We start from the raw sequence: 11931 nt of genomic DNA on the forward strand, positions 1-11931 counted from the left end.
ACAAATTGCTACTGCTGTATCCGCTTGAGAGGTTAATAAATCTAGTATTAGAGGATTATTCTTGGGGTAAAAATGCCTGCACCATCCGAATTGCGTCAAAGGTGTTGGCATTCGTCGTGGAATCAAGTAACTCACGAGAAATGATAAGAATATTTACATCCTTATCTAGATATACGCCAGCATTATTGATCAAAACATATAACCGAGCAATGACATAAAGTGTCCTTGTTTCAAGCTCAGGACTGAAGTCGTGGGTACACTTGCGACTTGGTCTAACGGCGATTCAGGTTGAACATAGAGGCGGAACTAGTGATTGGGGAAGGGTAGTTTTAGCCGCAAAACCCTTTGATTTTCGCAATAAGCACATAAAATTGTGAGAAAATTGACCTCGTAATTTATGCCAAATTTGGAATTGCTCAAAGTCAATTTTGTGAAAAATAACTATGTTCTCCTGACCATAGCCTCATTGATTTACACTGCTGCGCCTCAAAAAGCTCTAGCAGATGAGGTTTGGAAAACCCAAGAATATAAAGTAGTTTATCAAGAAGATCGTAATAACACTGCCGTGTGGCGTTATGGTCGCGATGGAGTAATCTTCATTGATGGTTTAGCAGGAGTGTTTAATGACCGAGGTTCATACAATGGCTATTGGGTACAAAAGTCTTCATCGATACGTTGCGATACCTATAGAGAAGGGGCAGATGGGAAACCTACCTACCATTGGGGCAGATTTAAAGTCACTTTCATTGATTCGAAATTCCCCTCCCGTTGGAAAGCTGATATTAGCCTTTGTGATCGCGATTTTGTGATGACTTTAAACGGTACACCTGTTACACAGTAATCACCAAGCTAAAACACTTGCACCTGTTTGGTGCTTCTAAAGACTTATGGCGAATAACTTATTAGAGCAAGTCATGAACAAAAAATGGGCCGTCAAACGAATCACGCTAAATCTCGCATCAGTTGAAAGCGAAAAGCTTGAGCAATATTGTGCAATCACAGGTAGACCGGCAACTGATGTGATTCGGGAATTGATTCGCTCTCTTGAACAAGAGTCTTTTATGGAGGGAGCAGGGAGCAAAAGGGATAGTTCAAGCGAAGATTTAACTTTGGATGAACAGGAACGCTAACCCAGGCTTATGGAGATATTACCTTTTCATCTTCAATAGGAAGAGAAAGAATTAATTCCCGAATTACATTAGTCGCTGATTTGCCAGTCATTAAGCAGTATTTTTTCAGGTTCTCTTCATCCTTTGGTGTGAGATCAATTGTAAGCTGCTTAATAGCCCATTTTTTATTCATAAAAATATTAGACAAATTCGATTTTGCAACTACTTCAATAAAGCTATCGCACTAGTTAAAATTTGTGCCATAAACTTAGTCTGAATCCTTAATAGAAACTTTCTATCGTTTCCATTAGTTTATCCGATGTTTCTCTTGGGGCAGCAACCGCCTTTCTCACTTCAGCAACTAAGACGCTACTACCGCTCGGACTCCTAACGACGCAATTACTTGTTCTGCGCCCAAAGCCACGCGATTGAGTTTGTACTGTCTTGGTCGTTGCGTACCAGCCTTTTTGATTACACCCGACGAAGCCGACCAAACGCGCGTTTTGAAAGAGTTTGATGCTAAATGACAACCAGTTAATCTCACCGTGAATCCTTACTAAAATAATTTAATAATCAAATAACCATGCCATAATTTTTTCTTAAACCAAAAGAACAATTGTATATATGGTGCTAATATTTGATTTTTAAATTACACATAGGGAAGCCACCCTCTTGTGCGACTTTCCTGCATTGAGATGAGTAGCGTTATACAATCCCCACCAAAACCTGGATATGGTAGGGATTATCTAATCTACTAATACTTGCTTAGATTTTTTTGCTACCCAGAATAGTTATAAAAAATTAATACTTGATGTCGGTTTAAATGGTTATATAGTAAGGAATTCAAGAATAAAAAAGCATATTTTTATTAAATCTTTAATTTATTTTAGACAAACCTTGTTATATCAATTGTTTTAACCGTTTTTCGGTGTTAATTTATCAACCCAAGTCTGGGAGAGCCGATTTTTTCAATAATTAGATTGGATTTCTGTATAAGTTATTTGTTGTACTAAAAAATATGAAAATTAGCGATAAATTTATATTAATTGACAACTTATTAGAAAAAAATTGCGAAGAAACATTTATAAATACTAATATCTTAGTAGAAGATAAATTGTATCATGTAGATTGGATAATTGATTTTTCTGAATATTCTATAATCAAAAGAGATTATCAAGTTCCACAAAAAATTTTGGAAACAATCAATGAGAATATAAGTAATGATATCAAAATCTTTTTTGAAAAATGTGATTTTGAAGTCCTAGCTTACTACACTTGCAATAGTTTGAAATATCTTCAAAATCATCAAGATAATATGGACTGGATATTTTATATTGACTATTATTTAGATAGTGGGAAACAATCAGATGAGGAAGTTAAGCAAAGTCTTTACGATCTGATTATTTGGACTAAAAATAGAAAACATAAAAGTAGTATAACATGGGTAAATAATGCAAACTTAATGCTAAAAAATATTTTGGAAGAGTTAGAGAGTAATGAAATTAATACTGATGCTATTTTAGAAAACACTCGATACTACTATAAATCACTTTTGAAAGAAAATGACAAAACAATGTTTCAACAGGAATATCTTGAGAACCGGATGAATACAATTGGTGTTTATCCAACTCTGGCATATTGTTTTGCATATACAGGTTGTGAATTATCGGCAGAAGATTTTGCTACATCTGTAATTATGAAACATCTCACTTCTATTATGATTGGCCTAGAAAATGATCTTTTTTCTTTGTACAAAGAAGCTAATGAACCAAATTATATTAACTTAAGAATGTATTATTCATCAGTTGACGAGTTTTTACGAGCAGTAACTACTACTTATGAAAATTGTTTCAAAGCCTTTATAAGTATTAAACCGCAAGAAAGTTGCTCGCTTCTTGAACATTGGCGTGTTTGTAATCAGTGGATATGTGGAAGTTTATTGTGGCACATGACTAGCAGAAGATACAATTTTTTGTATTAGACACATTAGTTTCCAGATGTTAGGAGTTTTGAGGCTTTTAAGTACCTCAACATAGGCTGTGTTTCTGGTATAAAACGCAAAACATTACCTGCGATGCCTGCGGCGAGCTTCACTAACGCTAAAATTGTAAGATTAAATAACCACCCAGGATTACACCATATTTTTTCTTTGAGAATACCATCTCTGAAATGGAAAAAATGAGCAGAACAAAACTTGTCACTTTAAGCGACGGACAAGATAACGAACACAAAATTGTTTTTTTCAATGGCTTGGCAATAGAGATTATTTGCTCCAAACTGGAAAACTGCTCGCAGAACCGACTCCCAGTAACGGTTTTGATGGAACAGCGAACTACTCTGCTTACACCACAAAGAGCCAAGCGCACACCACAGACCTACATCCGCTATTCATTGTTAAACAGAAAGAGAAAAGGGAAATGTTGAAGAAGAAACAACTTTTCCCTACAATGCCATGAAGTCAAGAAGTTTATTTTTTACTAACTTAAGCAATATGTAACGCAAGTTTTGCTCAGGAATTCTCGAAAAAATTGCGTTACATATTGCTCCGATTAAGGCTGACCAAGAAAGTCTTCTTTGCCAAGTTCTACATCGCAGTGCCTAAGAATGTCATAGGCTGTTCTGACATGGAAATAAAGGTTTGGTAAAACAAAATATAGAAGAAATGGCATTCCTTGAAAAGAGAGAGTGTTGTCACGCATGTGTAGAGTAATTGTTTTCTGCTCTGAACCATCAATTTATTCAGGTTTAAACGTATTTAAATGAAAGATAGTTTGATGAATACGGTCAATAAGTTGAGGAAATGTAGTTTCATGCTCCTGATGATAGCTACACCTTCTGGACCTGAGCAGTTTTTTGCAGAAGTAGGTCAGCTAGTTAATCCTGAACAAGAGCGCAATGAAAACCCTCCTCCGAGTCCCGGCGACATCGAAAAAGCCATTGAAATTGCTTTGACAAAGTATGGGATAAAATTTTCTCTCTCCTGAGTGGTTAAAAACATCGAGCCAGAAGAGTTCTTAGCTTGCCACAGCGATGCCAATTTGTAGTTTTATGTCAGAAAGTGCAAGATAATAGTAATCTCATGTCGTGCGATTTTTACTAGCGCCAAAATTGATTGAGCAGGGTGCAACCCACACGAAAGCAGCAAACTTTGAAAAATACGTAGTTGTGACGCTTGCTTAGTGACTGGACAAAATCCCGCTTCAGCGCTCGGTGTTGCTGAAGATATAGTTCAGCTTTTAAAGTAAAAGACACATTTGTTTGCTGATTTTGTAGAGCGACAGATTATTTGACCGTAATTTGTCGCTCTGGTGAAATAATTCGTCGCTCTACAGGCATCCTGACAACGCGTTTAATTAGAATTAAACTGCAAAAAATTCTTCAAAAAATGGATAAAACTTGTTCGCTAACAACTCAAATTTTTCTCCAATACAATCAGGGCGAACTATTTTATAACCTTTGCCATTGTACCAATCAGGATTCATTGCTGGAGAATAACATAGATAAGCCGTGCCCTCTTTGTAGTACCCAGATATAGTTAAGATATTTATTTTAGGTAAATAATTTACTTGAAAATTTCCGACAGCACGGTTTTGACTTTTAAAAGTAATAGCTAAATTATTATCAACGCGTTGGCAGAATTACGCGATCGCAGATTATATCGTTCGACGCATAAGACATTTGAGGAATATTGCCGGGAAAGATTTGGTCATAGCCGTCGCCAGTCTTATCTTTTAATGGATGCGGCTGTTGTTTTTGATAACTTGGTTGAAATTTGTGATCAATTTGATCACAAATTGCCGACAGCAGAGGGGCAAGTTCGACCCATGACAAAGCTTGAACCCCAAGAACAGCAAGAAGTATGGCTAACGGCAATAGAGCTTGCGGGTGCCAAAGTTCCCACTGGTAGAATCGTCAAAGATGTTGTGCAAAGGATATGGAGCGTACCCAAGTACCGAAAGACTTGTCCGAAATTTTAACTCTATTCCGATCTGAAGTTGCACATTTGAGCAATGGTAGCTGCCTAATTGTGCAATCAGTATTGCTTTGTTTTACCATTAATTTAGCACAACAGGTGAATGCCTAATTTTAGTTCAAGATTTATTGTATAAATTAAGCAAGCAGTTACTCAATGCAGTGACGGCTTCAAAGTCAGTCATGATTTACCAGCGATTGATACCATTAGCTCAAATAAATTTTGATTTTTGACTTCGAGGGAAGCGGCACTCAGTTCAGGGCGAACGCACGGGATTTCTGAAACCCTTGCTGGGCATGGATCTTGATGAAAAAATAGGTTAGATTAAAAAACGCCGAAACCCTTGCTATTAAAGCATTTTTATACTTTAGATGCGTTTGCCCTGGCACTCAGTTTCTCTTTCTCAAGATAAAAATCTTATAAATGATGCGTATAAATAAAATTGTTATATGAGTCCGATTATAGTTAAATTTTTGACAACCTCTAAGATAATAAGTAAGTCGGCGTCAATAATTATCATTAGGATAAAGCAGTTATTGCAGGGGCAGGGGGAAAAAGGGCTTGAGCCTTGTTTACTTTTATTCGAATAGTTTGGTTTTATTGTGTCAGCTTACTTATCCCAATTAATTTAAATGAGTCGGTGTCAAAAAAACCAACTCTATAAAGAGAAGTAAATACGGAAAATACATCTTACATCTACAAAGGTGATTGAGAGATGGGCGCGTAGAGATTTGCAAAAATGTTAAGAAAACCACCAAATGATTATTAAAAGTTGGTTCGGTCGAAGTTGGCAGTGGAAGATTGGGGGTTATGTCTCTTTAGTGGGGATACTCTCAATAGGAGTAAGCGATCGCGTTAATGCTCAAATCGTGCCTGACAAGACGCTAGGTGCTGAAGGTTCTGTCGTTACACCCAATGTCAATATACAGGGAATTTCTAGCGATCGCATTGATGGTGGCGCAACTCGCGGTGCTAACCTATTCCACAGTTTGCAGGACTTTAATGTGGGTGAAGGCAGGGGGGCTTATTTTGCCAATCCCACTGGAATTGAGAATATCTTAACTCGCGTTACAGGCGGCAATGCCTCTAACATTTTGGGCAGGTTAGGGGTTTTGGGTGGGGCGAATTTATTTTTGCTCAATCCGAACGGTATTATATTTGGTCCGAATGCCAGTTTGGATATCCAGGGGTCATTTCTGGCGACGACAGCCGATCGCATAAAGTTGGGGGATAGTGGCTATTTCAGTGCAACACAACCGCAAACAAGTAGTTTGCTTTCTGTGAGTCCGGGAGCGCTGTTTTTTAATGCAGTTGCTAGTCAACCGGGTTCGATTATTAACCAGGGTAATTTATCAACTGGGAAACATCTTACTCTGTCGGCTGGCAATCTCGACTTGCAGGGACAGTTAAAAGCTCTTGGAGATTTGACGTTACAGGCGCAGGATACTGTGAAAGTGCGCGATGCGATCGCTAGCCCAATTATTGCTACTTCTGGGAGAAATCTGACCATTCAAGGCAACCAGAATGTTGATATCTTGGCGCTTTCCCATCCCCTCTCAAAGATTGGGAGTGGGGGGAATCTCAACTTAATCAGTGATGGCGATATTTCTCTTGATGCTCACTTTGAGAGTGGTGGTAACCTGTCGATGCTTACCGGTTCAGGCACACCGGGTAACTTTGTCAGTATGTTTGGCCCAATTATTCAAGCGAATGGGGATGTTCTGTTTGGCAACTATACAGGCGTTGCTCTTAAGGTGGAAGCAACGGGCAGTATCAAGGGTGGGAATATCAAGATTACAGAAGCCAAGTGTGCAGATGGTTCCGCTGAATGTGTTGGCGGTATTCCTACAACCGATCCAGATTTCGTCACACTAACAGGTCGTTCATCGGTGATTTTACGAGCAGGGTTAGCCGCCGTCAACACTGCTAACCTGACTCAAAATCCTGGAGGCACAGGGTTCACCGCTACTTCAGGGCTGCCACTGGGAATTACTATTGGCAATATCGATACTTATTCGCGCAATGGTGGGAATGGAGGGGACATTATACTCTCGGCTACAAAGGGTAGCATTAATACTGGCAATTTGGACTCTAGGTCGTTTTCTTTTGATGGCGATGCGGGTCAGGGAGGCGCGATTCGCTTAACTGCTGCCAATGACATCAATATCACTGGCGATTTGGACTCTGGGTCGTTTTCTTTTGATGGCGATGCGGGTCAGTCAGGGAGGCGCGATTCGCTTAACTGCTGCCAATGACATCAATATCACTGGCGATTTGGACTCTGGGTCGTTTTCTTTTGATGGCGATGCGGATCAGGGGGGCGCGATTAACTTAACTGCTGCCAACGGCAGCATTACCACTGGCAATTTGTCCTCTTGGTCGTTCTCTTCAGCAGATTTTGGCGATGTGGGTTCAGGGGGCGCGATTAACTTAACTGCTGCCAACGGCAGCATTACCACTGGCGATTTGGACTCTGGGTCGTCCTCTTCAGATTTTGGCAATGCGGGTCAGGGGGGCGCGATTCGCTTAACTGCTGGCAGCGGCAGCATTACCACTGGCAATTTGTCCTCTTGGTCGTTCTCTAGTTTTAGGGATGCGGGTCAGGGGGGCGGGATTAACTTAACTGCTGCCAATGACATCAATATCACTGGCGATTTGGACTCTAAGACGTACTCTTCAGGTTTTGGCGATGCGGCCCAGGGCGGCGCGATTAACTTAACTGCTGCCAATGGCAGCATTACCACTGGCAATTTGGACTCTAAGCCGTTCTCTCTTCTTGGCAATGCGGGTGAGGGGGGCGCGATTAACTTAACTGCTGCCAACGGCAGCATTAACACTGGCTCTTTGTACTCTGGGCCGTTCTCTTGGTTGAGCGCGGGTGAGGGGGGCGCGATTAACTTAACTGCTGCCAACGGCAGCATTAACACTGGCTCTTTGTACTCTTACTCGTACTCTGAATCAGGCAATGCGGGTCAGGGGGGCGCGATCAACTTATCTGCTGCCAATGACATCTTTATCGATGGCTCTTTGTACTCTTTCTCGTACTCTCCCAGAGGAACAGCAGGTCAGGGAGGCGCGATTTCCCTCCGAACCAGAGGAGGGGATATTTCCGGGAGAAGAAATCAGTCTACAGTCCTTGGCTCCTTTTCCATCTCTGAGCAAGGAACCGCAGGAAATGGCGGGAAAGTTACCCTAGAAGCTAAAAACAACGTAAGTAATCTAGAAATCTTAACTCTATCTTCTGACTCACAATCTGGAGCAGTTCAGGTAACAGGTCTGGGAGATTTATTGCTCACAAATACCGACATTCTGACCAGTAAGCAGGTGACTGTACCAAAGGGATTTGATGAATTCATCACCTTGAATGTCGGTGAAGAAGGTCAATCAGGAGATGTAACTGTTACCAGCTTAGGCAATCTCACATTCAACAACAGTTCCATTCAAAGTGACACCAAAGGTAGCGACCCAGCTGGAAATGTAACCGTAAGCAGCCCAGGTCTAGTCACATTCAATAATAGTTTTATTAGAAGTAGCACTAGCAGCACAGGTGCGGCAGGCAGTATCGGTATCGAAGCCGATCAAGGAATTACGCTCGTCGGTTCTAATAGTGAACTATCTGCCCTATTTGCCGGAACCACTAACCAAGGCGAAGCCGGAAATATTACCCTAACTACCCCGGAATTAACCCTGCAAAACGGAGCCAAAATTGCCACCACCACAGCAAGTTCTAGCCCTGCCGGAGTAATTACCCTTCAATCTCATCCCAACCGAGAAAACCTCAATATTAACCTGGCACCGGAAACGTTTATTTCTGCCTCCACTTCTAACCAAGGAATCGGGGGGAATATAGAAATTAAGGCTCCCAACGCCATCACGATTCAGGGACAAGGCACTATTACCACAGAAACCACAGGTGATGGTGCTGCGGGAGAATTGAGAATTGACACGCAAAAGCTCACCATTGCTGACGGTGCAACTATCTCTGCATCCACCGACTCAAAAAATCCAGAAGGCACAGGCGGCAGTATCATCATCAACGCCACAGAATCCTTCAACCTTACCAATGCAAGTTTACGTGCCGAGTCAACAGGCGCAGCTCCTGGTGGTAACATCACGATTAACACCCTAAACCTAACAGCCACAAATGGCACGATCGCAACCTCCTCCAACGAATCTTCTGGGGGAGGTATCACCATAACTGCTGATAAGATTCACCTATTTGGCAACAGTGACATTACCACCAATGTCAACCAAGGTGCAGGAGAAGGCGGCAAAATTGACCTGAAAGCTAGCTCCATCCTTGCTTTCGATGACAGCGATATCCTAGCTTTTGCTCGTGATGGCCAAGGTGGAGACATCACCCTCGATACTCCGGCATTCTTGGGCGAAAACTACCGTCCTGCACCTCGTAACACAGACCCTCGCACCCTCGATGGCAATAATCGAGTAGACGTGAATGCCACTGGTGCTTTCGATGGAGTCATTACCATACCCGATGTCAGCTTCATTCAAAACAGCCTCAGCGAGTTACCCGAAAATCAGATTAACACCGAAAGCCTTCTGGCAAATAGCTGCATTGTCCGCCGCAATCAACCAACCAAGGGAAGCTTCACCATCACAGGTACTGGTGGCTTACCCCAGCGCCCGGGAGATGTTCAAATGTCCAGCTTTCCCACAGTAGACGTAGAAACTTTACCAAGTGACAGCACACTCTCAAATACCAACTCAAATCGTCCTTGGCGAAAAGGCGACCCAATTGTAGAACCGCTTGGGGTGTATCGGTTATCGAACGGGAAACTCGTGTTGAGTCGAGAATGTTCTTAATTCAATAATATTGAGTATGTACCCAATCAATAGGTGGGTTGTCATTTTAAGCTCTTGCATGGCGACAATTGCCACTTTAGGACTGGGGTCGCGCTGGCTGATTACCCCTGATTTATCATTGCACCTAGACTACGGCATTCCCTTAATTTCAGTTGGCGATCGGGGCAACTCGTTGCAAGAAAACGGTCTCTACTTTTCAGTACGCTATCAACCGTTTTGAAATACTTCAAACATTTTTGAGACTTAACGGGAAAAAATCAAAGAATGATTGCACAAAACTGTAATCCATACTGCTTACATCTGCAATTGACTTATCTTACTTAAGCAATCAACTTTGCACTTGCACCCATATTATTATCTTTTGACTTGTTTTATTGTATTTATCAAGCAGACAAAAACACTGCTCTTTGAAGAAAACAAACGATCAAATACTCGTACACAGGAGTAGGTTTCAGGTCTTTGAGATTTTAGAGATTTCAAAGTTGCATGGAGATAAAAGAATGATCGGTACTAGTAAAACTCTGTTAATATTATCTGCTTTTCTAGCATCAATACTAACTAATCTATCACCAGCTCAGGCTGTGAATCTGCTTAGAAATGGGAGTTTTGATAACGGTTTAGGTCAATCTGAATGGCTCTTGCTTGGGAATGTAGGTATTAGTAGTTACGATGCTTATCGAACAATACGAACAGTAGGAATATCTTCATCTGAACTTTTTTTTGTTAGTTTTAACAGTGGTGATAGAATCCCTAATGGTAGTATTTCTCAAACTATTTCTAACATACCAGGAGAAAAATACGTTTTATCTTTTTTTATGGTAACTATCTCTCCAGGTGTATCTACTATTAACACTCAATCTATTAAGGTAAATATTTTTGATTTTAGTAATGCTTCTTTAGTGACCCAGATAATTATTGACCCTACTGGTAGCAATAATTTTAATAATATTTTGATTTTTTACAGTCTGTCTTTTATTGCAACTAGCAATCTGACATATATTAGGAGAAAACACAACTCATGCTTAGTGCTTTTACCACAAATGATGCTTTATTAGGCATATTACCGGAAACTCCGGTTGAATCTGTTGTTTCTCAAGGAGTTAGTACTACAGATTTAGTCCCAACATCTTCCATTATGAAACCTGCTCAGGACTTTAATTTTAGTCAGTCTAATTTATTAGTTGAGCCGGGAACTGGAGAGGAACAAAGCCTTGGAACTAGCCAAGCTCATGCTGATGGAATTGACACAGAATACACACTTCTAGAGCCGGATACGTTGCCTAATGGCGATTCCAAATGGCCACAACCCTCTGGTAAAGGAACACCAATCACTATTACTTATAGTTACAGTAATCTTCTAAACGGCAACCTACTTGGAGGTCTTGCTGTAAGTACACTGACTTCAGCAATAGAAGAGGCATTAAAGTTGTGGGCAACTTATGCACCGCTGAATTTTGTGGAGATATCTGATAGTGGTCCTGCACCATCAAACAATTATTACACCGCAGCTAACCATCCTCAAATACGGTTTGGTTATTCTACGATAGATGGTAGTGGTGATGTTTTGGCACAAGCGTATCATCCCTCAACCACAGATGGTTTAGGTGGCGATATTCACTTCGACGGCAGTGAGACTTGGGCAATAAAACCTGGTTCTAATCAAGAAGACATTCTAGAAACAGCAGTACACGAAATTGGTCACGCTTTAGGGCTTGACCATGAACCTTCAACTGAGGAGGGTGGCACTAATGCGATCATGAATCCAAATATCGGTAATCGTTATTCTGGTTTAGGAAGCGCATTCCTGCTAAATGATGACATTAAGGGAATTCGAGACATCTACGGAACAGGTGTTGGTTTGGTTCAGCCACTACCTAGAATCTACGGTACTCCCAACAATGACAACATCATGGGCACGCCAGGTAATGAGATTATTTATGCTTTCGCTGGCAATGACACTCTAGATGGTGGCTTAGGTGAAGATACTGGGGACTACTCAAGTGCAACACAAGGGATAAATGTCAC

Annotated in this window: 13 protein-coding genes; 11 read left to right on the top strand and 2 right to left on the bottom strand. The window is 41.0% G+C overall.

The genetic code is table 11. The features are described from left to right. The 3 genes from H6G97_RS51940 to H6G97_RS53470 all read left to right on the top strand — a co-directional run. The coding region (locus H6G97_RS51940; protein WP_206759142.1) for a hypothetical protein at positions 1-218 on the top strand (218 nt) is incomplete at its 5' end. Between the two features lie 179 nt (positions 219-397). Then, positions 398-841 carry a hypothetical protein gene (locus H6G97_RS36140; protein WP_199349887.1) on the top strand — a complete coding sequence of 148 codons (444 nt, stop codon included), beginning with the start codon at positions 398-400 and terminating at the stop codon, positions 839-841. A gap of 73 nt (positions 842-914) precedes the next feature. Further along, entirely contained in the window at positions 915-1130 is a 216-nt protein-coding gene (locus tag H6G97_RS53470; RefSeq protein WP_242055743.1) for a CopG family transcriptional regulator, read from the top strand. A 7-nt stretch (positions 1131-1137) separates the two neighbouring features. Here H6G97_RS53470 and H6G97_RS36150 read toward each other — a convergent pair whose 3' ends face one another. Continuing rightward, positions 1138-1302, bottom strand: coding sequence for a CopG family transcriptional regulator (locus H6G97_RS36150; protein ID WP_190945421.1), 165 nt, complete (start codon positions 1300-1302; stop codon positions 1138-1140). Positions 1303-2127: 825 nt separating this feature from the next. Here H6G97_RS36150 and H6G97_RS36155 point away from each other — a divergent pair. Continuing rightward, complete coding sequence (locus H6G97_RS36155) at positions 2128-3090, top strand: terpene synthase family protein (protein ID WP_190945423.1); 963 nt, start codon at positions 2128-2130, stop codon at positions 3088-3090. Positions 3091-3658: 568 nt separating this feature from the next. Here H6G97_RS36155 and H6G97_RS36160 read toward each other — a convergent pair. Then, the gene (locus tag H6G97_RS36160; protein WP_338421915.1) at positions 3659-3844 is read right to left on the bottom strand and encodes a DUF1993 family protein; all 186 of its coding nucleotides are present in this window, start codon (positions 3842-3844) and stop codon (positions 3659-3661) included. Positions 3845-3919: 75 nt separating this feature from the next. Here H6G97_RS36160 and H6G97_RS36165 point away from each other — a divergent pair, with 75 nt between their 5' ends. From H6G97_RS36165 to H6G97_RS36195, 7 genes are all read left to right on the top strand, one after another. After that, a complete protein-coding gene (locus H6G97_RS36165; RefSeq protein ID WP_190945425.1) occupies positions 3920-4093 on the top strand; it encodes a hypothetical protein in 174 nt (57 codons plus the stop codon). 645 nt (positions 4094-4738) lie between these two features. Next, positions 4739-5086 carry a hypothetical protein gene (locus H6G97_RS36170; protein ID WP_242055745.1) on the top strand — a complete coding sequence of 116 codons (348 nt, stop codon included), beginning with the start codon at positions 4739-4741 and terminating at the stop codon, positions 5084-5086. 754 nt (positions 5087-5840) lie between these two features. Beyond that, positions 5841-7337, top strand: coding sequence for a filamentous hemagglutinin N-terminal domain-containing protein (locus H6G97_RS36175; RefSeq protein ID WP_190945428.1), 1497 nt, complete (start codon positions 5841-5843; stop codon positions 7335-7337). Continuing rightward, positions 7237-9906 (top strand): beta strand repeat-containing protein, encoded by a 2670-nt coding sequence (locus H6G97_RS36180; protein WP_190945432.1) that lies wholly within the window; start codon positions 7237-7239, stop codon positions 9904-9906. The genes H6G97_RS36175 and H6G97_RS36180 overlap by 101 nt, the downstream gene beginning before the upstream one ends. 58 nt (positions 9907-9964) lie before the next feature. Beyond that, a complete protein-coding gene (locus tag H6G97_RS36185; RefSeq protein ID WP_190945438.1) occupies positions 9965-10126 on the top strand; it encodes a hypothetical protein in 162 nt (53 codons plus the stop codon). Between the two features lie 280 nt (positions 10127-10406). Beyond that, the gene (locus tag H6G97_RS36190; RefSeq protein ID WP_190945433.1) at positions 10407-10961 is read left to right on the top strand and encodes a hypothetical protein; all 555 of its coding nucleotides are present in this window, start codon (positions 10407-10409) and stop codon (positions 10959-10961) included. Beyond that, positions 10925-11931, top strand: a 1007-nt coding sequence (locus H6G97_RS36195) for a matrixin family metalloprotease (RefSeq protein ID WP_190945434.1), incomplete at its 3' end; no start/stop codon positions are given. The genes H6G97_RS36190 and H6G97_RS36195, both read left to right, overlap by 37 nt.

The sequence above is a fragment of the Nostoc flagelliforme FACHB-838 genome (assembly GCF_014698065.1).
Classification (GTDB): Bacteria; Cyanobacteriota; Cyanobacteriia; order Cyanobacteriales; family Nostocaceae; genus Nostoc; species Nostoc flagelliforme_B.

What these genes read in the sequence shown, in the direction of transcription:
- H6G97_RS36140 (WP_199349887.1), top strand. Translation starts at nt 398, where the DNA reads ATGCCAAATTTGGAATTGCTCAAAGTCAATTTTGTGAAAAATAACTAT.
- H6G97_RS53470 (WP_242055743.1), top strand. Translation starts at nt 915, where the DNA reads ATGAACAAAAAATGGGCCGTCAAACGAATCACGCTAAATCTCGCATCA.
- H6G97_RS36150 (WP_190945421.1), bottom strand. Translation starts at nt 1,302, where the DNA reads ATGAATAAAAAATGGGCTATTAAGCAGCTTACAATTGATCTCACACCA.
- H6G97_RS36155 (WP_190945423.1), top strand. Translation starts at nt 2,128, where the DNA reads ATGAAAATTAGCGATAAATTTATATTAATTGACAACTTATTAGAAAAA.
- H6G97_RS36165 (WP_190945425.1), top strand. Translation starts at nt 3,920, where the DNA reads ATGCTCCTGATGATAGCTACACCTTCTGGACCTGAGCAGTTTTTTGCA.
- H6G97_RS36175 (WP_190945428.1), top strand. Translation starts at nt 5,841, where the DNA reads ATGATTATTAAAAGTTGGTTCGGTCGAAGTTGGCAGTGGAAGATTGGG.
- H6G97_RS36180 (WP_190945432.1), top strand. Translation starts at nt 7,237, where the DNA reads ATGACATCAATATCACTGGCGATTTGGACTCTGGGTCGTTTTCTTTTG.
- H6G97_RS36185 (WP_190945438.1), top strand. Translation starts at nt 9,965, where the DNA reads ATGGCGACAATTGCCACTTTAGGACTGGGGTCGCGCTGGCTGATTACC.
- H6G97_RS36190 (WP_190945433.1), top strand. Translation starts at nt 10,407, where the DNA reads ATGATCGGTACTAGTAAAACTCTGTTAATATTATCTGCTTTTCTAGCA.